Here is a 22,571-nt window from a genome sequence, read left to right on the forward strand (position 1 = left end):
CGTGCTTTTTTGTGGGTAAATATTAGGTTCAGTACCTAAGGCTTAATGTCTAAAGTCAGCCATTAACGCAGGTATACCAGGTAACATGCCTACAATTGCCATTACAGTGGTAAGTAGCACAAACATAATAAGTGGAATCACCCAGCGGCTCATTTTAGTTAGCTCAGCGCTACGTTCTTTACAGCCAATAAGCCCTAGGTTATCAAGTAGCATAGTAAGCGACCAACCAAAAGCCGGGTTAACCAAGGTTGAGGCAAATACCACAATAGCGGCTGATTGCGTTGTTTTGCCTTCGCGCGTCATTTCCATGCCAGCTTCAAGTAGCGGAATAAACACACCTACAATAAGCGCTACACAAAGCACAGGTTGCCAAATGGCTAAATCCATTGGGTAACCCCATAAACCAGCAATAATACAAAATACGGCTGTTAAAATGGCGCCAGCCGGAATAGGGCGTTTAGCAATAGCAGCAGGTACAATGTAGGTTCCCCACGATGAGGTAAAGTTAGCACCACCGGCAAGTGAGCCAAATGTTTGTCTAACCGATGCGCTCAGCATGGTGTCGTCGATATTCATTTGTACTTTTTCAGTACGTTGCGGATAGCTTATTTTTTGAAATACTTGATGACCTAAAAAATCAGGTGACCACATAGCAACGGCGAGCACTGCAAATGGTAGTACAACCACAAAGCTTTCAAGTGTTGGCAGGCCAAGCATCCAGCCCGTGTTTTCACCCCACCAGTAAGCTGGGTTCATATTTGGTAAACCGGGAGCTGTATGAAACTCAAACGGTGCACCTAAAGCAAAGGCAACCACGCCACCAATAAGGCAGCTTAACGGCACAGCTAACCAGCGCTTTTTAAAGTGCTCTAATAGCGCATACAATAAAATGGTGGCTAAAATAACAATAAACGCAATATGCGCCATATCAATGGCCTCAGCCCAGGCAAACAGCTTTTTAACCTGCGAAATAGTACCAATAAAGCCTAAATAAATGAGTAGCCCGCCACATACACCTTTACTGGTTAGGCGCGCGAGCATACTTCCTCCTTTGGTTATGGCCAAAATAAAACCAAAGGCACCAATGAGTAAGCCAAACGCCATAGGGTGACCGCCAGCAGCAACAACAATAGGAATTAACGGAATAAGCGGGCCGTGAGTACCGGCTAAGTTGGCCGTGGGTAAAATAAAGCCTGAAAATAAAATGATAAAAATAGAAACAATGAGTAATTCGTAGCGCACGTTTTCTAAAACAAAGGCATCGCTTAATCCAAGAGGCGCTGCAAATGTTGCCGCAATAGCACCCACCATAACGACTTTACCAATAGTGCCCGCCATTGCTGGAATGGTGTCTTCAAATTCAAATCGGTAATCTCTAAACGGTAAATTAGGACGCCAGCGTTTAGGCTGCATAATCTGTAATTCATGTTCGAGATACTCGTCGCGAGTATTAAACTCTGAACTCGGTTTGTGAAGCTGCTCGTAGCTTTGAGCATTCTTGTGCGTGTTTGATGGTGCATCACCGGGTGGTGTAGTTTGCATGCGTTCTCCTGCAACATTGTTGCTTAATCAAATAAATACGGCTTTTGTTAAAGCAAATGAATATTGAATATGCAGGGTAGATCAGCTTTTAGGCTGCTATGTATAGGCAAAAGGTCGTGCATGGTTGTTTTTAATACAGTTAATCTGACAATCAGCTTTACGTTAAAAATTATAAAACTACACAAAATGATTTAAAATTACTATAAATCAATGGCTTGTTTTTATTTTTAAAGAATTTGATCACTGTTTATAGCGGGAAATAGTGTTAATGGCAGGTTATTATCCTTTAGTCTTAGTGGCTGTGAAAGCCGTTTTATTTCAAGCTATTTGCTTGCAGGAGCCGTTAATATTGTTTTATTTGTGGTGGAATAATACTTCTGTTACTTTCTGATTGTTAATAACAATAAAGAATAGACATGCAACTCAACTCCCCTAAATCAATTGGTATTTTACTTGGTACGCTTTACGGCATATTTATGCGGCTGTTTATAGAGCTACTTGATACTTATAATTTAAGTAGCCTAGTCTCTATATCATTTATGTTTTTAGTGCCCGTTGCAATTGGTTATATTCGTGTTCACTTTGAATTTAAGAGCTCAAAAACATTAACTAAAAGGCAAATGGTCACGATTGCTTGGCAGCCTATTTTTGTTTTTTTATTTGTAAGTGTAATTACTTTACTTGAAGGCAGTATTTGTGTGGCCATGGCATTACCTGCCTTTATGCTCTTTGCAAGTATTGGCGGTTTACTGGCAGGCTTTATTAATAATCGTCAAACAAAAAATGCTAACCGTTCTTTACTTTCAATTGCTTTGCTTCCTGTATTACTTTCACCTATTGAAGTTAATTTTTTAAATTTATCAAAAACGTACGAAGTCACCAACTCTATAGTTATTGAAGCACCTATAAATCGTGTATGGCAGCAGCTTGCAAATGTAAGCACAATAGAGCCACAAGAGTTGCCATTTTCGCTTACCCAATTAATAGGTGTACCTAAACCATTAGAGGCCAGTATGAATGCAAGCGGTATCGGGGCTGTTCGTACAAGCACTTGGCAAAAAGGCGTTGTGTTTAAAGAAGTAATAACCGACTGGCAACCAAATAAACAGATGCTTTATAGATTTGACATAGACCCAGATGCTATTCCCGATGACGCACTCGATAAACACGTAAAACTTGGCGGTGAATACTTTTCCCCACTTTACGGTGGTTATCAGCTAAGTGAAGATAAAAGCGGCAATACAATTTTAACTTTAAAAACGACCGTGCAAGACAATACAAATTTTGGTATTTATTCACGAATATGGGGAGAGGTGATATTTCAAGATTTTCATCATTCACTTTTAACGTTGATGAAAAACAGAGCTGAAAAGTCACTTATCGCAACTGTTTCTTATAATTAGCTTAAATCATCATGTTTTTAAAAAATATTACACACTAAAGGTTAAAAGCCTCTGCAATTGCAAAGGCTTATGTTTTAACTGCTAACTTTTACCAAATCATTTCTACAAATTCAGGATGGTCGATATACGGGTTACGATTACCTTGAAATTCAAAGGCTGCTTGGTTACGGTCAAGTTCCATTTGGCTTACAGGATCGCTGTTATGCCAGTTAAGCAGCATGGCTACAACCCAGTTCTCGAATACTTGGTTGCTTGAACCATTAAGCACTGCATTACTTGAGGTCGTTTTGGTTTGCCAAGTGCCTATTACATTTTCGTAGCGCGTTGCCATGTAAAAATAAGCGCGAGCAAAGTCACCTTTAAATTCGTCAATTGGCTCAAATACAGTACCTGAGTAATTTAATGAACTTGCGGCAGAGCCTAATTTACTTCCGTTGGTTGATGTAAATGAAGCGCTTGCTACTTCACCAAATGGGAAGTTACTACGTTTTGAGTTTACATAACCGTCGGTTGCGTAAATATGATGCACATCTGAGTTCATTGGCTCAATAGTGCCGCCAAACCAGCTTTTAGGAAATGAATGCTCACGGTTGTAACAGCCGCCTTCTCCACTATAGTTACCACATTGGTCACTCACCGCAGTATAATTGTAGCTATCTGAGCCGTTTGGTTTCTCGCTATACATATCTAAAATGCTGTTATCGTTTTCAAAGTATTTATCACGTGCAGATGAGTCGTAAAAATTCCAAATAGCCGAGTAACCCTGTGCATTATGATCTTTAATAATATTATAAAGCTCAGTTTTTAGTGCATAACCTGATAACCCTTGAGCAGTAACATAGTAGCCAGTGGGTGTTGGGTTAGTCCCGCCGCCATCACCAGAGCCACTACCTAAAGTAAATGCCGTGCTGTCTGTATTATTAAAACTTGCACCGCTAGCAAGTGTGGTAGAGCCTTGCTTAAGTGCATAACTGCCACTACCTGTTGAACAACACATACCATCGCCGTAACTGTCGCTAATAACAAGTGTGTAAGTACCATCAGTTAGGCATATTTGCTCATCATACTGAGTGTTTGATGCGTAACCACTGCCGTTAGCAACAGCGCTACCTTGATTATTATTAACGGCCCAGCTAGTTTCGCTACCGTAATTATCGGTGTTAAGCGTTAAAGTAAGGCTATTGTCGGTGCAACTTGTTGATGCGTTGCCATCAGTATTTGGTAAAAAGTTATCTACGTATACGGTTTCGCTGCCATCAAATCCACTTACATCGTAAAACCTAAGCCCAACACTAATTGTTTTATCACTGCTTGCTGTATAGCTATGGCTAATTGTTTGCCATTGGTTAGTTTGTGCTTGATTTGAATAGCCTTGATAGCCATCTACATATAAGCGCGCTTTAATTTTACCTTCGGTGTGGTAAACATCAGCCGAAAAGTTATAGGTTTTACCTGCTTCTACAGTAACTTGTTGTAATAAATCGGTGTTACTTTGCGACCCTGTAGTTACATTTACAGCAGCAGAGCTACTGCCACTTTTAACTGTGCTGGTGGATCGTGAAAGGCTAATTCCGCCATCTATTGTTGTCCATGCATCAGGTGTATTACCTGACCATTGCTCAAAGCCGCCATTAGTTACATTGGCCATTACAGGTAATGAGCCCAGTAACAAAGCGGTACTAATTAATTTGTTTTTATATTTCCCGTGTAACATGATTGTTCCTATTTTTACTTTGAAAGTAAAATATACCCTACATTAGTTTGGTTACAAAATTGTTAATTTAAAGTGCAGTAAAAGGCAATAATTACTCTTTAAACTGTTTTTGAAGGTATTTTTATAAATTAATAACTAAATGGAATATCAAAGCAGATTCTATTCTTTTTTTATCTATGCTTAGCCCGTTATCCTGCATACTTAGAAAACCTCAACAGATACACTCTGGATGAGGTAAAACTCATTTTTAACAATACACAAAGTGTGTTGTGTTTAATTTTCAGGGTTATGGGGAATCGATTCATGTTGTTAGGTCAACTAAATGCTGCGGCAAGCCCGCTATCGCAAGATCAAGTACAAAAGCTGCAAGGTTTAGTGGCTGAACTTAATCCAATTCAACAAGCGTGGGTAAGTGGTTACTTAGCTGCAAATGCTAATTCAGCTGCGTTAGGTGCTCCTACGGCAGGCGTACCGGCTGCGGGTGATGCAGCAGCGCTAACTATTTTATATGGTTCGCAAACAGGTAACGCAAAAGGTGTAGCTACCAAAATGAAAGAGCAGGCTGAGTCGCGAGGCTTAGCAGTTAAGCTTGTTAGCATGTCAGATTACAAACCAACAGCCCTGAAAAAAGAAAAGTTTTTAACTATCGTTGTATCTACTTACGGCGAAGGTGAGCCACCAGAAGACGCAGAAACACTCCACGAATTTTTAGCCACTAAAAAAGCGCCAAAACTAGACGATGTGAAAATAGCGGTTATTGGCTTAGGTGATTCTAGCTATGAGTTTTTCTGCCAGACAGCAAAAGATTTTGAAGAGCGTTTAAATAAACTCGGTGCACAAACTATCTATCAACGTGCTGATTTAGATGTAGATTACGAAGATGAAGCCGCTACGTGGATCGCCGGTGCAGTTGATGCATTTGAACCTGATTTAAAAGCGCAGCAAGAAGCCGCTGGTGGTCAAGTTGTATCAATGCCATTTGGCGCTCCTACCTCTGCAGCAAGCCAATATACAAAACAAAATCCATTTGAAGCAGAGCTATTAACTGTTCAAAAAATTACCGGTCGCGACTCGACTAAAGATGTACGTCACGTTGAAATTTCGCTTGAAGGTTCTGACATTACTTACACGCCAGGTGATTCATTAGGTGTGTACTTTTTAAATGACGATGTATTAGTTGATGAAGTACTTACACTTACTCAAATTGATGCAACAAGCATTGTAAAAGTAGGTGATGAAGAGCTAAGCGTACGCGATGCACTTATTGAAAAACTAGAGTTGACTCAGTCGTACCCAGGTTTTGTAGAAAAATACGCAACAGCAACAGGTACGCCTGAATTATTAAAGCTTGTAGAAGATAAAACGGCAATGCGCGCATACATTGAGCCTCGTCAAATATATGATGTGATTCGCCAAAACCCAGCAAAGCTTGATGCGCAAACATTAGTAGATTGCTTACGTAAACTACAAGCTCGTTTGTACTCAATTGCATCTAGCCAAAGCGAAGTTGAAGACGAAGTACATTTAACACTAGGTCTAGTGCAGTTTGATGCATTTGATAGCGAGCATTTAGGTGGCTGTACTGGTTACTTAACTCGTCGTGCAGAAGAAGGTTGTAAAGTTAAAGTATTTAGCGAACACAACGACAATTTCCGCCTACCAACTAACGATGATACACCGGTGATTATGGTTGGTCCTGGTACGGGTATAGCGCCGTTCCGTGCATTTTTACAAGAGCGTGATTCGCGTGAAGCACAAGGCAAAAACTGGTTGTTCTTTGGTAACCCACATTTCACTCAAGACTTTTTATACCAAGTAGAAATACAGGGTTATTTAAAATCGGGTTTACTTAACAAAGTAGATGTTGCATTTAGCCGTGACCAAGCAGAAAAAGTATACGTACAAGACAAATTACGCAGTAACAGTAAAGACGTGTTTGAGTGGTTAGAAGCCGGCGCTCACTTTTATATTTGTGGCGATGCAAATCGCATGGCAAAAGATGTACACAACGCCTTGGTTGATATCGTTAAAGAAAACACAGGCAAGAGCAATGAAGACGCAGAGCAATATTTAAAAGATTTGCGTAGCGCAAACCGCTATCAGAAAGACGTGTATTAATCACGTTTCTTATTTTATTTAACAGCTAGCAGCCGTCACTGTAACAAATTTAGGATTTAAAATGAGCGAACAAGATAAAAACGTAAAACTTTCTGATAACGAACGTTTGAAAAGAGAAAGTAACTTTTTACGTGGCACCATAGAAAAAGATTTAAAAGACGAGATTACCGGTGGTTTTACTGCCGACAACTTTCAGCTAATTCGTTTTCATGGCATGTACCAACAAGATGACCGCGATATACGTGGTGAGCGTGCTAAGCAAAAGCTAGAGCCGCTACATAATGTAATGTTACGTGCACGTATGCCTGGCGGTATTATTAAGCCAGAGCAGTGGCTAGCAATCGATAAGTTTGCAGATGACAAAACAAGCTACGGCAGTATTCGTTTAACAACGCGTCAAACGTTTCAGTTTCATGGTGTATTAAAGCCTAATATTAAAGGCATGCACCAAATGCTTGATAGCGTAGGTATAGACTCTATTGCTACAGCGGGTGACGTTAACCGTAATGTGCTTTGTACTACTAACCCAGTTGAGTCTGAGTTACATCAAGAAGCTTACGACTGGGCTGCAAAAATTTCTGAGCATTTATTACCAAAAACGAAAGCGTATGCCGAAATTTGGTTAAATGGCGAAAAAGCAGAAACCACAGAAGAGCCAATTTTAGGGTCTAATTACTTACCGCGTAAATTTAAAACAACGGTAACTATTCCACCTAACAACGAAGTTGATGTGCATGCGAATGACTTAAACTTTGTGGCAATTGCTGATAACGGCAAGCTTGTTGGTTTTAACGTATTAGTGGGCGGTGGCCTTGCCATGACGCACGGCGATACGGCTACGTATCCGCGTAAGGCTGATGACTTTGGCTTTATTACGCTAGAAGATACCTTAAAAATTGCAGAGCATGTTGTATCTGTGCAGCGCGATTGGGGTAATCGTTCAAACCGTAAAAATGCAAAAACTAAATACACACTAGACCGTGTAGGTGTTGATGTATTTAAAGCAGAAGTAGAAAAACGCTCAGGCGTTACGTTTGCACCAAGTCGTCCGTTTGAGTTTACTCACCGAGGCGATCGCATTGGTTGGGTTGAAGGCATTGATGGTAAGCATCACTTAACGCTATTCATTCAAAGTGGTCGTATTTTAGACTACCCAGGCAAACCGCTTAAAACAGGTTGTCGTAAAATTGCAGAAGTTCACCAAGGTGACATGCGTATGACGGCAAACCAAAACTTAATTATTGCTGGCGTACCTGCAGATCAAAAAGCCGTGATTGAAGAAATTGCTCGTAGTCATGGCCTGATTGACGACAAAGATTCGCAGCAGCGTAAAAATTCTATGGCGTGTGTTTCACTGCCAACGTGCCCACTTGCAATGGCCGAAGCAGAGCGTTACTTACCAAGCCTAGTAGAAAAAACTGAAGCATTACTTGCCAAGCACGGTATACCAGATGACAGCATTATTATGCGCGTTGTAGGTTGCCCTAACGGTTGTGGCCGCGCAATGCTTGCAGAAGCTGGTTTAGTGGGTAAAGGCCCAGGTAAGTACAACGTTTACCTAGGTGGTAATTTAGAAGGTACACGTATTCCTAAATTGTACCTTGAGAACGTAGGCGAACACGTTTACCTAGAAGCATTCGATAAGCTCATTGGGCAATGGGCAAAAGAGCGTAACGAAGGTGAGTGTTTTGGTGACTTTGTTATACGCAAAGGCATAGTTGCTGAAGTAAAAGTATCAGTAACCGATTTTCACGCTTAATTAAATACCAGCGCCAAAGCGCTGGTGAGGTTTGGAATTTACCATGAGTGAATTTAAAAACATTTTACAGCTAGATAAACAAAGCCAAGCGGCTATGTTAGCTGATGCTAATGGTTTGCTAGCGAATATGAGCGCAGAACAGCGTGTTGCATGGGCGCTTGATAACTTGCCTAATACGGCTTTTTTATCATCTAGCTTTGGTATTCAAGCGGCAGTAATGCTGCATTTAATGACCTCACAACGTCCAGATATTCCCGTTGTATTAACCGATACAGGCTATTTATTTCCTGAAACGTATCAGTTTATTGAACAAATGAGTGAGCGTTTATCACTTAACTTAAAGGTGTATAGAGCGCAGCTAAGCCCTGCATGGCAAGAAGCTAAGTTTGGTAAGTTGTGGGAGCAAGGCGAGGACGGCATTAAGCAATATAACCAGCTTAATAAAGTTGAGCCGATGACCCGCGCACTTAAAGAGATAGAAGCGGGCACGTGGTTTAGTGGTTTGCGTCGCGATCAATCATCTACACGTGCTGATAAACAGTTTGTAGAAATAAGCCGTGGTACCGTTAAAGTGTACCCGATTATTGAATGGTCTAACCGCGACGTGTATCAGTACCTGACTAAGCACGATTTACCTTACCACCCATTATGGGAACAAGGTTATGTATCGATGGGTGACGTACATACAACACGTAAGTTAGAACCAGGAATGACAGAGGAAGAAACTCGCTTTTTTGGCTTAAACCGAGAATGTGGACTGCACATGGATGGTGACGGTATTTAACGTCACTACGATGCAGTTAAATCGCAAATAAAAACGCAGCTTCGGCTGCGTTTTTATTTTCTTTTATTCGGGTACAAAAAATTGCCTAATTAAGTATTTTTTATTAGACTCAAGGCATTAAAGGATTAATTAAAGCAGGAACGCTATGAAATACTTTACCTACTTAGCTATATCAATTATGGCTATTGCAGTCATCTCTTTGTTTTATCTAAAAAAGCCCGATGGTCAAACATGGCTTTCTGCATCATCAATTAGCAGTGAATCTCAGCAAATTAAAGAAAGAATGGTCGCGCTATCTAGCAGTACTTTGGACCAAGCAGTGCAGGGCGTTCAGCAAGCTGGCGATAAAATTGCGAGCAGTATTTCTGATGAACCAATTGCTGCAAATGCTACCTCAAGTGGTAAAATTTTTAAGTGGCAAGACGAAACAGGCCAATGGCACTTTTCTGATACACCTAACCCGCATGTAAAAAGTATTGAAGTAAAACTCGATCCTAAAGATATTACAGTTATTGCTGCAGAAGACACGTCTATTTTAAATACCTCTTCAACTCCAAACACAATATCGGCTGCACCAGAGGGGATCAGTATTTTGAACCCAGATTCGGTTAAAAAGCTATTTAATGACGCCGAAAATGTAAAAGACAAACTAGAAAAACGTAATAAAGAAATTAATAATTTAAGTGCACTTTAATTATTTAGAGTGAGTGCTTTTATGGTTTTTTAAATAACGTTTTTCGGCTTCCATCAATAATACTGTTAAATATATTTTAGTGGGAAGCGACAGCAGCACGCCTACAGCAATGCATGCCGCCGCTGTAATTATTCCTTTAATACCATGCTCGACAGTAAAGTAGTTCGACACAATTAAAGTATGGCCAGTCACGATAAGGCACAACCCAAGCATTATTGATGTTTTAAGCAGCCTAATTATCATTGTTTGCGACATAGTTACCTCAGTAGGCACGCTTTAAATGCTTAGCATTGATTTAAGACAACAAACAACACATATAAAAAAGCCCAGCTTATTACTAAGCTGGGCTTTTAGATGTATTAGCTACTGTTTTTATTAGTCGAGCATATTACGCAGTACATATTGTAAAATGCCGCCGTGTTTGTAGTAATCCCACTCTTTAGGGGTATCAATACGTACGTCTGCACTCAAGGTTACTTTTTTACCTTCGGCATTTGTAGCAATAACGGTAACTTCATCGGTTTTATCGTACAGGCCATCAATATCAAATTGTTCTTGCCCTGTTAACCCATGTGTCTCGTAGCTTTCACCCTCTTTAAATTGCAGCGGTAATACACCCATACCAATTAAGTTAGAGCGATGAATACGTTCATAGCTTTGTGCTACAACGGCTTTAACGCCTAATAAAAGTGAGCCTTTAGCAGCCCAGTCACGAGATGAACCCGTGCCATATTCTTTGCCCGCTAAAATAATGAGTGGAGTATTATTTTTTTGATACTCCATTGCTGCATCATAAATACTCTCTAGCGTATCGCCAGGCTGAGTACGTGTTACGCCACCTTCAGTACCAGGAGCTAGTAAGTTTTTAAGACGCACATTAGCAAACGTGCCGCGCATCATTACTTCGTGATTACCACGGCGTGAGCCGTACGAGTTAAATTGCGCTTTATCTACACCTTTCTCTTGCAAGTATAAACCTGCTGGCGCTTCTGCTTTAATAGCACCCGCTGGAGAAATATGGTCAGTGGTTACTGAATCTCCAAGTTTAGCTAAACAACGTGCACCTTCAATAGAAGGAATGCCCGGTGGTTCTACTTTCATACCATCAAAAAAGGGTGCTTTTTTAATGTAGGTAGATGCATCATCCCAATCGTAAAGTTTGCCATCCGGTATTTTAATTTGCTGCCAACGGCTATCGCCTTCGTAAACGTTAGCGTAGCTTTTTTCAAACATTTCCTTAGTTACGGTTTCTTTAACTAAGTCACTTACTTCTTTAACGCTTGGCCAAATGTTTTTAAGGTAAATATCGTTACCGTTAGCATCTTGAGCAAGGGGTTCGTTGTATACGTCAATATCGGTTCTACCTGCAATGGCATAAGCTACGACAAGCGGAGGAGAGGCTAAAAAGTTCATTTTAACATCTTGGTGAATACGCCCTTCAAAGTTACGGTTACCCGATAAAATAGAGCTCACTACTAATTTATGTTTTTGAATCGCGTCTGATATTTCAGTTGCAAGTGGCCCTGAATTACCAATACACGTAGTACAGCCGTAGCCAACTAAGTTAAAGCCTAGGCTTTCTAGGTCATCCATCAGGCCTGCTTTTTCTAGGTAGTCGGTAACTACTTTTGAGCCTGGAGCAAGTGATGTTTTAACCCAAGGTTTTACATTAATGCCTAACTGTTTCGCTTTTTTAGCAACCAAACCAGCAGCTAAAATAACACTTGGATTAGAGGTGTTGGTACAGCTGGTAATTGCGGCAATAACACAAGCGCCATCGTTTAGCTCAAACTCTTGGCCTTTAAATTTAACCTTAGCGGCACCCATAAACTGCGCTTCGTTAACTGGCTCATCTGGATTTGTTGTCGGCCCTTCACTCTCAATACGAGCTTGTTCTTCATCGCTTTTATCACGACGAGCCATACGTTCGTCTTGGAAGCCTTTTAAATGATCGCCAATAACTTTGCCAGCTTCGTTTAAGGCAATCCTATCTTGTGGGCGTTTAGGGCCTGCAAGGCTTGGTACAACGTCATCTAATTTAAGCTCAAGTGTATCGGTATAATTAGCTTCGTCGCCATCGTTACGCCATAAGCCTTGATGCTTAGCGTAATCTTCAATTACTTTTAAGTGTTTTTCGTCGCGGTTTGTTAAGCGAAGGTAGTTAATGGTCTCATCATCAATTGGGAAAATACCACACGTAGCGCCGTATTCTGGTGCCATATTGGCTATGGTTGCTCTATCGGCAAGTGGTAGGTCGGCAAGGCCGTCACCATAAAATTCTACAAATTTACCCACTACCCCATGATTACGCAGTATTTCGGTTACTGTTAACACTAAATCGGTTGCGGTAGTACCTTCAGGTAAACGTCCGCTTAGCTTCATACCTACTACTTGTGGAATGAGTAAGCTAATTGGCTGACCAAGCATGGCTGCTTCAGCTTCAATGCCGCCTACACCCCAACCAAGCACGCCTAAGCCATTAATCATGGTGGTGTGAGAGTCAGTCCCTACAAGCGTATCTGGGTAAGCGAATTTTTTGCCGTCGCGCTCTTCATTAAAAACAACGCGCGCTAAGTATTCTAGGTTTACTTGGTGAACAATACCGGTTGCTGGTGGCACTACTTTTAAATTATCAAAAGCGGTTTGTCCCCAACGTAAAAATTCATAACGTTCTTTATTTCGGTCGTACTCAAGTTTTGCATTTAAATCAAATGCACCATCATTTCCGTAGCCATCTACTTGTACCGAATGGTCAATCACAAGTTCAGCAGGCGATAACGGGTTTATTTTTGCAGGATCTCCACCTAGCTTTTCCATTGCGTCACGCATCGCGGCTAAATCTACAATAGCGGGTACGCCGGTAAAATCTTGCATAACAACACGGGCGGGGGTAAAGGCAACTTCAGATGCAGGCTTTGCTTGAGGATCCCAATTAAGAAGGGCTTGAATGTCTTGTTCTTTTATATTTACGCCATCTTCGTTACGAAGAAGGTTTTCAAGTAGTACTTTTAAGGAAAAGGGCAATCGTTTCGCTTTGTCGCCAAGTCCTTTTAGAGAATGAATATGATATTGCTCACCATTTATTGTGAGCTGATGTTGGGTATCGAAACTATTATTCATTATTTGCCCCTTTATGAATTATAAAAATGTTTTGAAGAGTGACCTCTGTAGTGTTCGAGTTGCAAAGTACATACCAGTGTAAAAAATCGCGTTTAGAGAACGAATTTTATACAGTTATTATAGTAGAGATGATGCTGAAAAATTTAATTTCAAGAGATGATTTAAAAGAAGAGATAGGGTCAAAAGTTATTTCGACCCTTATTAATTACTGTAACCAACCTTGTTGCTTACCTTTAATACTCAAGCAAAGTAAAGCGATGGCAATAATGATTACAAAAATAGGCATAAATACCGCACTTGCGCCAAGTAGCTCAATACTATTTATGACCACAAAATTATAATATTGCTGAATTAAAATAGCGCCGAGCGATAGCCAAAAAGTAGGTGTTGCCAGCGCGTTTTTAGCAAGTAAAAACAGACAACCCAAAGTGCTTCCAAATACAGCTACAGCAAATGCAATGGTTGACCAAAGAGGGATGTCAGAGTAGGCAGCTTGTTGATCTAACGGAAGTTTACCTATCATTTCGGGTGTCATCATCATGTGCATAGCAAATGCAATAACGCCAAGTAAGTTCCATACGAGTGCCGCCCATACAACGGGTTTAAACCAATTTTTAGGTGTGTTTACAGACATTTTATAACCTTGTTTTTATTATTAATTAGGTTATTAAAGAGTAAAAAGGCCAACTATACAAGTTGGCCTTTTTATATAAAAAGAGTGCTTTTAAATGCTTAACCAAATGAAATAGGACGACGACCTGTTTTATCATCTACTTTTGGTTTTTTAGTTCGCTTACGCTTACTTTTAGCTGGTTGATTTGTTGGTTGTGGTGCAACTTGCTTTGACTCTGCTTGAGTTTGTACCGCAGGTTTTTCTACAGGGATTGCATCTTCACTTAGTGAGAGTTTAAAAAACTCATCATCAAACTCTAGTACATCACCACTGTATAATTTTTTCCGTTTAATTGTACAAATTTCATGGTTAACACCCACATAGCCTTCAGTAATTAGGTTTTTAGCTTGGCCGCCACCTTCAACTAAGTTTAGTACTTTTAATAATTTACAGAGCTCAATCGGCTCTTCTTCTAATTCTATTTCTATGTATTCTTCGTTCATATTTGCTCTCGGTGGGGTAACGCACAAGCTGTAGTATAAAGGCTTGCAGCTACTTTTGCACCAAAGCAAGTAACTTTAGCTAATTGTAATAGGGAAATAACGACGAAAGTTTTTATGTATTTTATCTGTCTTTAAAAAAACTGAAGCAATTGAAGAGTAATCTTTGCAGCAGTTAATTTTACGTATGGCCTGCTAATTGCTAAAACTTTGGCGGAATAAATATTTTTCATTAAATGGAGTAGGAAATGGGCGTAAGATTAGCAATGAAAAAAGAGCTAATGGGATTAGATAATTCAGGTATGTTAACTGCTGACGATGTTAGAGAGCACCTTGCTAATTCTGTAAAAAAGCAAGCTGATCAAGGTGAGCGCGGTTTTTCTGTAATTTCAAAATTCAATGATACCCATAGCCGTTTAGTTAGTGGTGATGCCACGAGAAAAACAAAACTTGAATTTGAACGTCATCGTTTATTTAAAGAAGTTTTATATACTCGCAAAAGTGTTGATGCTTGGTTAGATAGCCAAATTAGCTGATTTGCTATTTATCAAAAATATAGTTTTAGTGTGCTTAGCCATTTTATTAAGTACGTGTCAGTAACCGACTGCATATATTTATACATAAACGTTGAGTGCAACTCAAAGGTAGCAGCTAGAATCAACTTGGGGATATAAACAGTCTCTAACCGTGGATTTCTATATGCTCGCTTAATTTGGCAATGCGCAGGCTCATACCTTCAATAATTCGGTCTTTAATTTTTTCGCGGATAACATTAGGTAAGCGGGTGAGTGCTTCAGGGGTAATGGCAAGTACTATGGTGTCGGTTTTAGCGCGAGCACTGGTACTGCGCTCTCGGTTATTTATAAAGGCACCTTCACCTATAAATTCACCGGGCTCTATAGTGCCAAGTTCTAGTAAATGGTTATGCTTAAATAATAATAATGCGCCGCTAAGTACAATGTACAAGCGCTTGTCGTTATCGTATTGCTTAAATAAAAATTGATGCTGACTTACTAAATATAACAGGCCGAACGACTCCAATAAGACTTGGCGCTCGCTGAGCGTAAATTCTTTAAAAAAGTGCAGCCTGTTTATAATTTCCATTTGTTTGAATAATGGAATATGTTCGATTAGCTTCATCAATAACCAAATGTGTTAAAAGCGTTTAATCAGCTAATATTGCGCTCTTTTAATTTTCGGGTCAACGTGTTGCGTCCCCAACCAATTTTTATAGCAGCATCTTGTTTATGACCAGAGCAATTAGCCAGGGCTGTTTTTATTAAGCGAGTTTCTAGTTGAGCTTGAATGTCAGGCCAAATATTTTCTTTGCCTTTTTTTAGCTCTTGATTAAGCCATTGTTGAAACGCATCTAACCAATCACCTTCTTCTTGGGTTGGTGAAGCATCCAGAATTTCCGGCGGTAAATCTTGCTCGCTTACAAGCTCACCCGGTGCCATAACTGTCAGCCAGCGACAGGTGTTTTCTAACTGGCGTACATTACCTGGCCAATTAAATAAACGTAATTGCTCAGTCGCTTTAGGGCTCAGTACTTTACTTTCTACTTGTAGCTCTTTAGCGCTTTTATGTAAAAAGTGTTGCGATAAGCTTTCTATATCTTCAGTACGCTCTCGAAGAGCAGGTAAACGTAGGCGCACAACATTAAGACGATGAAATAAATCATCCCTAAACTTGCCTTGTTTAACTAAATCTTCAAGGTTTTGGTGCGTAGCTGCAATAATGCGTACGTCCACTTTTATACTTTGATGGCCACCAACGCGATAAAACTCACCATCGGCAAGAACGCGTAATAAACGTGTTTGCACATCAAGTGGCATATCACCAATTTCATCTAAAAATAGTGTACCGCCATTGGCTTGCTCAAAGCGGCCTTTACGTACGCTATCGGCGCCCGTAAACGCGCCTTTTTCGTGGCCAAATAACTCTGACTCAACAAGCTCTTTTGGAATGGCCGCCATGTTAAGTGCAATAAATTGATTTTCTTTACGTGGGCTATGGTTGTGCAGGGCGCTGGCGACAAGTTCTTTACCTGTGCCAGATTCACCATTTATTAATACGCTCATGCTAGAGGCCGATAGTTTACCTATCGCTCTAAACACTTCTTGCATAGCGGGTGCTTCACCAATAATGTGGGCACTTTTTGGTGGAGCTTGCTTTCGCTTAGTTTTTTTAGTGGAGTTTGCTCTGCATGCGCTTTCGACTAGCGCCACTGCTTCGTTTAAATCAAACGGCTTAGCTAGGTATTCAAAAGCACCTTTTTGGAATGCATTAACTGCAGAGTCCAAATCTGAGTGGGCAGTCATTATAATAACTGGCAGCCCAGGGTTTTGCTCTGCTATAAGCTCAAGCAACGCCATGCCATCCATACCAGGCATTCGTACGTCCGAAACTAAAACAGTAGGTTGACTAAACTTTAATGCGCTTAATACATCTTGCGCATTAGCAAAGCTTTCTGCGTTAAACCCTGCACGGGTTAGTGCTTTTTCAAGTACAAATCGAATAGAAGCATCATCATCTACAAGCCAAACTGTTTTCATGCAAACTCCAAACATTAATCTGCAAAGGGCAGATAGATATTAAATTCAGTATGTCCAGGCCAGCTATCACATTCTATATAGCCATCATGTTGATCTATCAGCGTTTGCGCTATTGAGAGTCCTAACCCTGAGCCATCTTCTTTATTGGTGATCATAGGGTAGAACAGTGTTTCACGTACACTGGGATCAATACCTGGTCCGTTATCAGATATTTGGATCAACAAGGCTTTTTTAGGTGCTTTACCTGGGCGACGATGTTGATGATTAATGCGGGTTTTTATTGTTATTTCACCGCCATCTACAAGCGCCTGCTGAGCATTTCGAACAATGTTTAATACTACTTGCTGAATTTTACCTTGATCAATGTATACATCAGGAATGCTTGGGTCGTAATCCTTAACCAAGCTAATGTTAGAACAATTATCTAACGTACTTAGTCGTGCAACTGATTCAAGTGATTGATGTATATTGCCATACGATTTTTGCGGAAGCTGATTTGGCCCTAAAAGCCTATCTACTAATTCGCGTAATCGGTCAGCTTGCTCAATGATAAGTTCAGCACATTGGTCTCTTTCTTGTTGATCAACCTCATACTGCAATAACTGCGCCGCTCCGCGAATTCCACCTAAAGGATTTTTAATTTCGTGAGCTAAGCCTCTAATTAGATTTCGGGCTGCTTGGTATTGATGCATTTGATTAGACGCTTGGTCGTGCTTAATTTCGTCATCAGTTTGGCGCCACTCAAATAAAATATAAAGTGAGCCATCAAACTTAATTTGTCGTGTACTTACGGCTACTTTTGCATGGCGAGAATCGCTAAAAACCACGTCAGCTCTGTGCTGCTGGCAATCTACACCTTCAACTAATGAGTATTGTTCTATACGCTGCAAATCGATTGAATGGTAATTAAAAAGACTATCGAAAGGCTGATCTAATAGGCGCTTGTTACCAAGGCCAAGCAGTTCGCTAGTACTGGTATTGGCATAGACAACGGTGAAGTTTTTATCAAGCAACATAATAGCGGTTGTTTGATTTTGCCAAATAGCATCGAGTAGCTCAGGGCTAAAGTTTTTATTATTAATCATAGCTGCACCATTTTAGTGCGTGGATATTTACAAGCAAGTTATATAGTAAAATACACTGCTGCACGTTTAGTAATGCCCCAATTTAGTTACTTAGGTTTAGCCCTTTTCGGTGCATAAAAAATATGCAGGGCTCACTTATAGCAATAACTTGGTTTTTACTATTAAAAAGCTTTAATTGTAGTGTGTGCTCACCACGTTCTACATCTCTTATTGCAAAGGTTGAACTGTCACTGGCTGGGCCATGTGCTTTGCCATCAATAAAAAGTTGTATAGTAAAACCAGTTTCAAAGCGTGGTTTTATTCGGCTAGTAACATAAACAGTGCCGGTATTTTCACGAATAGTCTGGTTATGATCAGGTGAGGAAATGGCAATACTAAAGGCCGCTTGTTGGGGCTGGGGTTGCTCGTCAAAAATGTCAGTATTTGTTGCAGGCATATTAAGATCTTGGCTGGTAAGCTTTACCTCTTTAGCACCTTTATGAGGGGTGTCAGAGAACACTAATACGCCATTTTTATCTTTCCAAGCGTATATCTTTGTTTCACCAGCGTAACCATAATTGCTTAATCCTAAAGCAATTAATAGTAATAAAATCTTGTTGTTCACTCTGCAGCCCTGCATTTTTGTCGGTAACTTAACTTTAGTGGAGATTGATTAATTTTACCATTAAAAAAGCCCGCAAAGCGGGCTTGAGAACACACATATTTTATACAGCTAAATTAACAGCTGTAGTACATTTCAAACTCAACTGGGTGAGTTGTCATGTTAAGCTTTTCAACTTCTTTAGATTTAAGTTCGATGTAAGCATCGATTAAGTCGTCAGTGAATACACCACCTTGAGTTAAGAATTCACGGTCTGCGCTAAGTGCAGATAGTGCTTCGTCAAGTGATGCTGCAACAGTTGGGATTTCTGCTGCTTCTTCAGCTGGTAAGTCATATAAATCTTTATCCATAGCATCGCCAGGGTGGATCTTGTTTTTGATACCATCAAGGCCAGCCATAAGCATTGCTGAGAAAGCAAGGTATGGGTTAGCTGTTGGATCTGGGAAGCGTACTTCAATACGACGACCTTTTTCAGATGGAACCACTGGGATACGGATTGATGCAGAACGGTTACGTGCAGAGTATGCAAGCATAACTGGTGCTTCAAAACCTGGTACTAAACGTTTATACGAGTTAGTAGAGGCATTTGCAAAAGCATTGATTGCTTTAGCATGCTTAATGATGCCGCCAATGTAGTAAAGTGCATCTTCAGAAAGACCGCCGTACTTATCACCAGCAAAAAGGTTTACACCATCTTTAGCAAGTGACTGGTGACAGTGCATACCAGAACCGTTATCACCAACAACTGGCTTAGGCATAAACGTTGCTGTTTTACCGTATAAGTGAGCCATGTTATGGATAACATATTTCATTTCTTGAATTTCATCCGCTTTTAATACCATTGTATTAAAGCGAGTAGCAATCTCGTTTTGACCTGCTGTTGCAACTTCGTGGTGATGTGCTTCTACTACTTGGCCCATTTCTTCTAGGACTAGACACGTAGCTGAACGCCAATCTTGGAAGTCATCAACAGGAGCAACGGGGAAGTAACCGCCTTTAATACCTGGACGGTGACCTGTGTTGCCATCTGCATATTCTTTATCTGAGTTCCAAGCAGCTTGCTTAGAATCAATTTTGTACATAGAACCAGACATATCTGATTTGTATTTAACGTCGTCAAATACGAAAAACTCTGGCTCAGGGCCAAATAAAACTGTATCTGCAATACCTGTAGAGCGCATGTAATCTTCAGCACGCTTAGCAACAGAACGCGGGTCGCGCTCATAACCTTGAAGCGTTGAAGGCTCTACTACGTCACAACGTACGATTAATGTTGATTCTTCAGTGAAAGGGTCTAGTTTGATTGAGTCAGCAACTGGCATTAATACCATGTCTGATTCGTTTATGCCTTTCCAGCCTGCAATTGAAGAACCGTCAAACATTTTACCGTCTTCAAAAAAGTCTTCATCAACTTGGTGATGAGGAATAGATACATGTTGTTCTTTACCCTTAGTGTCAGTAAAGCGTAAATCAATGAACTTAACGTCATTTTCTTTAATAAAATCTAAAACCGATTGTGACATGTGTCCTCCAACTATTGGGTTTTGTTATTGCTGCATAATTGCTTTGGGATTTACTAAGCTGATTTTGTGCCATTTTTATAACTAGCTGTTTATAAATTAAAAAAATATCGTTGCATCAAAATGGAATGTACAAACGCACTATGTTGGTGCGTAAATTTTCCTTTTTGGTGCAAAATTTACAGGGCACAATTTGCTGCTAATTTAATCGCTCGGAAATAGCATAACCTAAATGCAAAAGAGTACCAAAAAGATCAGCAAAATAGCCAAAAAGGCTGTTTTTCAAAAAAAATTTGAAATTTAATTCATATAATTGTCATATATAAAACAGATACTTAGTAAAAGTATTGAGAAAGTTTTGAAATTTATATTGGATAAACTTTCATCCATGTCATTAATGAGGGATAATATGCGCCCTTTTAAATCCTATGCTGGGACATCTCGCGAAAGCGTGGATGAGTGCGTAGATCTTGCAGGATCAATGAGAATTTAATTTCTCTGAGTAAATATATGAGCATCGAACAGTTAAGAAATATAGCGATTATCGCGCACGTTGACCATGGTAAAACAACACTGGTTGACAAACTACTTGAGCAATCAGGTACATTAGAAACACGCGGCGGTAACGAAGAGCGCGTGATGGACTCAAACGACATTGAGAAAGAACGTGGTATTACCATTTTGGCTAAAAACACAGCCATTTCTTGGAATGACTACCATATCAATATCGTAGATACCCCGGGACACGCCGATTTCGGTGGTGAAGTTGAACGCGTACTTTCGATGGCTGACTCAGTATTATTACTTGTTGATGCTCAAGAAGGTCCAATGCCGCAAACGCGTTTCGTTACGCAAAAAGCATTCGCGCAAGGCTTAAAGCCAATCGTCGTTATCAATAAAATTGATAAGCCAGGCGCTCGTCCAGATTGGGTTATGGATCAAATCTTTGATTTATTCGACAACCTTGGCGCGACTGACGAACAGTTAGACTTTAAAGTAATCTACGCTTCAGCAATCAACGGTTGGGCAACACTAGATTTAGACGAACCATCAGACAACATGGAACCTATGTTCAAGATGATCGTTGAAGAAGTATCACCACCGGATGCAGATCCTGAAGGTGACTTCCAAATGCAAATTTCTCAACTAGATTACAACTCTTATGTTGGTGTAGTTGGTATTGGTCGTATTAAACGTGGTTCTGTTGCTCCTAACCAACAAGTTACTATTATCAGTGCTGATGGCACTACACGTAATGGTAAAATTGGTGCAGTACAAAGCTACTTAGGTCTTGAGCGTATCGAAACTGATAGAGCTTACGCTGGTAACATCGTAACTGTAACAGGTATTGGTGAGCTTAAGATTTCTGATACAGTTTGTTTCCCAGGAAACGTTGAAGCATTACCACCACTAAGTGTTGATGAGCCAACTGTAACAATGACATTCTCTGTAAATAACTCACCTTTCTGTGGTAAAGAAGGTAAGTTTGTAACGTCACGTAATATCCGTGAGCGTTTAGACAAAGAATTAGTACACAACGTAGCACTTCGCGTTGAAGATACTGCAAGCCCAGATAGCTTCCGTGTTTCTGGTCGTGGTGAATTACACCTAGGTATCTTAATCGAAAACATGCGTCGTGAAGGTTACGAGCTTTCAGTTTCTCGTCCAGAAGTTATCTTACGAACTGTAGATGGCGTTCTAGAAGAACCGTTTGAAACAGTGACTATTGACTGTCAAGAAGAGCATCAAGGTTCTGTTATGGAACAAGTTGGCCTACGTAAAGGTGAACTTACTAACATGACTCCAGATGGCAAAGGCCGTATGCGTTTAGACTTCATGATCCCAAGCCGTGGTTTAATTGGTTTCCAAACTGATTTCATGACGCTTACTTCGGGTTCTGGTCTTATGTACCATACGTTCGATCATTATGGTCCTCATAAAGGTGGCGCTATCGGTGTTCGTAAGAACGGCGTAATGATTGCAAACGCAACTGGTAAAGCACTTACTAACGCATTATTCAACTTACAAGAGCGCGGCCGTTTATTCATCGGTCACGGTGTTGAAGTATACGAAGGTATGGTTATCGGTATTCATAACCGTGATAACGACCTTACAGTTAACGCCCTTAAAGGCAAGCAGTTAACTAACGTACGTGCATCTGGTACTGATGAAGCGCAAACGCTTTCTCCGCACCTTAACTACTCACTTGAGCAAGCGCTTGAGTTCATCGATGATGACGAGCTAGTTGAAGTTACTCCACTAAACATTCGTATCCGTAAGAAACACCTTACAGAAAACGAACGTAAACGTGCGGGTCGTGCACCTAAGTCATAATCTATTAATTTAGAATAATGATTTTAAAAGCCGCTGTATTGCAAAATACAGCGGCTTTTTTGTGGATGAAAATAAGAGCTATTAGCTATAGTCGTCAGTTGAAAGTATTTAGTTAAAAATTATATGACTACTGTTTTGAGATGAAATTTCCATAATATATTTACCTCTAAAAGCGCAGCGCCTCTTAACCTCTTTGTGAATAATTTACTTAAAGATCTTTTGCACAAGG

General features: G+C 40.2%; 18 protein-coding genes. 7 read left to right on the forward strand and 11 right to left on the reverse strand.

The annotated features are described in order from the left end of the window. Window positions 1–42: 42 nt before the first annotated feature. Window positions 43–1,542, reverse strand: coding sequence for a DUF3360 family protein (locus tag H5117_RS09715; RefSeq protein ID WP_039488646.1), 1,500 nt, complete (start codon window positions 1,540–1,542; stop codon window positions 43–45). Window positions 1,543–1,958: 416 nt separating this feature from the next. Between H5117_RS09715 and H5117_RS09720 the strand changes: the two genes are divergently transcribed. Further along, window positions 1,959–2,945, forward strand: coding sequence for a hypothetical protein (locus H5117_RS09720; protein ID WP_182737497.1), 987 nt, complete (start codon window positions 1,959–1,961; stop codon window positions 2,943–2,945). An 88-nt stretch (window positions 2,946–3,033) separates the two neighbouring features. On the opposite strand, the gene H5117_RS09725 is transcribed toward H5117_RS09720, so the two are convergent. Further along, on the reverse strand, window positions 3,034–4,659 hold the full coding sequence (locus H5117_RS09725) for an endonuclease (protein ID WP_182737499.1): 1,626 nt from the start codon (window positions 4,657–4,659) through the stop codon (window positions 3,034–3,036). 303 nt (window positions 4,660–4,962) lie between these two features. Here H5117_RS09725 and H5117_RS09730 point away from each other — a divergent pair, with 303 nt between their 5' ends. The 4 genes from H5117_RS09730 to H5117_RS09745 all read left to right on the forward strand — a co-directional run bounded on the left by H5117_RS09730 (window position 4,963) and on the right by H5117_RS09745 (window position 10,014). Next, window positions 4,963–6,777 (forward strand): assimilatory sulfite reductase (NADPH) flavoprotein subunit, encoded by a 1,815-nt coding sequence (locus H5117_RS09730; protein ID WP_182737502.1) that lies wholly within the window; start codon window positions 4,963–4,965, stop codon window positions 6,775–6,777. Window positions 6,778–6,838: 61 nt separating this feature from the next. After that, window positions 6,839–8,536, forward strand: a complete 1,698-nt coding sequence (gene cysI, locus H5117_RS09735; protein WP_182737516.1) for an assimilatory sulfite reductase (NADPH) hemoprotein subunit — start codon at window positions 6,839–6,841, stop codon at window positions 8,534–8,536. A 43-nt stretch (window positions 8,537–8,579) separates the two neighbouring features. Then, a complete protein-coding gene (locus H5117_RS09740) occupies window positions 8,580–9,320 on the forward strand; it encodes a phosphoadenylyl-sulfate reductase (protein WP_002961106.1) in 741 nt (246 codons plus the stop codon). 145 nt (window positions 9,321–9,465) lie between these two features. Beyond that, entirely contained in the window at window positions 9,466–10,014 is a 549-nt protein-coding gene (locus tag H5117_RS09745; protein ID WP_182696276.1) for a DUF4124 domain-containing protein, read from the forward strand. Here the strand turns inward: H5117_RS09745 and H5117_RS09750 are convergent, their stop codons facing one another. The 4 genes from H5117_RS09750 to H5117_RS09765 form a co-directional block, all read right to left on the reverse strand. Continuing rightward, window positions 10,015–10,269, reverse strand: coding sequence for a hypothetical protein (locus H5117_RS09750; protein WP_182737519.1), 255 nt, complete (start codon window positions 10,267–10,269; stop codon window positions 10,015–10,017). It lies immediately after the preceding gene. A gap of 120 nt (window positions 10,270–10,389) precedes the next feature. Continuing rightward, window positions 10,390–13,134, reverse strand: a complete 2,745-nt coding sequence (gene acnA, locus H5117_RS09755) for an aconitate hydratase AcnA (protein ID WP_002961112.1) — start codon at window positions 13,132–13,134, stop codon at window positions 10,390–10,392. A 205-nt stretch (window positions 13,135–13,339) separates the two neighbouring features. Further along, the gene (locus H5117_RS09760) at window positions 13,340–13,768 is read right to left on the reverse strand and encodes a hypothetical protein (RefSeq protein ID WP_182737522.1); all 429 of its coding nucleotides are present in this window, start codon (window positions 13,766–13,768) and stop codon (window positions 13,340–13,342) included. A 98-nt stretch (window positions 13,769–13,866) separates the two neighbouring features. Beyond that, window positions 13,867–14,250 (reverse strand): RNA-binding S4 domain-containing protein, encoded by a 384-nt coding sequence (locus H5117_RS09765; protein ID WP_182737524.1) that lies wholly within the window; start codon window positions 14,248–14,250, stop codon window positions 13,867–13,869. A 245-nt stretch (window positions 14,251–14,495) separates the two neighbouring features. On the opposite strand from H5117_RS09765, the gene H5117_RS09770 reads away from it, so the two are divergent. Continuing rightward, window positions 14,496–14,783, forward strand: a complete 288-nt coding sequence (locus tag H5117_RS09770; RefSeq protein WP_182712460.1) for a hypothetical protein — start codon at window positions 14,496–14,498, stop codon at window positions 14,781–14,783. A gap of 145 nt (window positions 14,784–14,928) precedes the next feature. On the opposite strand, the gene H5117_RS09775 is transcribed toward H5117_RS09770, so the two are convergent. The 5 genes from H5117_RS09775 to glnA all read right to left on the reverse strand — a co-directional run bounded on the left by H5117_RS09775 (window position 14,929) and on the right by glnA (window position 20,011). After that, on the reverse strand, window positions 14,929–15,387 hold the full coding sequence (locus H5117_RS09775) for a cyclic nucleotide-binding domain-containing protein (RefSeq protein WP_182737527.1): 459 nt from the start codon (window positions 15,385–15,387) through the stop codon (window positions 14,929–14,931). 29 nt (window positions 15,388–15,416) lie between these two features. Further along, complete coding sequence (gene ntrC / locus H5117_RS09780) at window positions 15,417–16,802, reverse strand: nitrogen regulation protein NR(I) (RefSeq protein ID WP_002961117.1); 1,386 nt, start codon at window positions 16,800–16,802, stop codon at window positions 15,417–15,419. Window positions 16,803–16,816: 14 nt separating this feature from the next. Then, window positions 16,817–17,887, reverse strand: a complete 1,071-nt coding sequence (gene glnL / locus H5117_RS09785; RefSeq protein ID WP_002961118.1) for a nitrogen regulation protein NR(II) — start codon at window positions 17,885–17,887, stop codon at window positions 16,817–16,819. 82 nt (window positions 17,888–17,969) lie between these two features. Then, window positions 17,970–18,491, reverse strand: a complete 522-nt coding sequence (locus tag H5117_RS09790) for a DUF4124 domain-containing protein (protein WP_182671859.1) — start codon at window positions 18,489–18,491, stop codon at window positions 17,970–17,972. 113 nt (window positions 18,492–18,604) lie between these two features. After that, entirely contained in the window at window positions 18,605–20,011 is a 1,407-nt protein-coding gene (glnA, locus tag H5117_RS09795; protein ID WP_182692919.1) for a glutamate--ammonia ligase, read from the reverse strand. A gap of 507 nt (window positions 20,012–20,518) precedes the next feature. On the opposite strand from glnA, the gene typA reads away from it, so the two are divergent. Next, entirely contained in the window at window positions 20,519–22,342 is a 1,824-nt protein-coding gene (typA, locus tag H5117_RS09800) for a translational GTPase TypA (protein ID WP_002961123.1), read from the forward strand. Window positions 22,343–22,571 lie beyond the last annotated feature (229 nt).

Origin of the sequence: Pseudoalteromonas sp. SG45-1, assembly GCF_014164135.1 — a bacterium.
GTDB classification, from domain to species: Bacteria; Pseudomonadota; Gammaproteobacteria; order Enterobacterales; family Alteromonadaceae; genus Pseudoalteromonas; species Pseudoalteromonas distincta.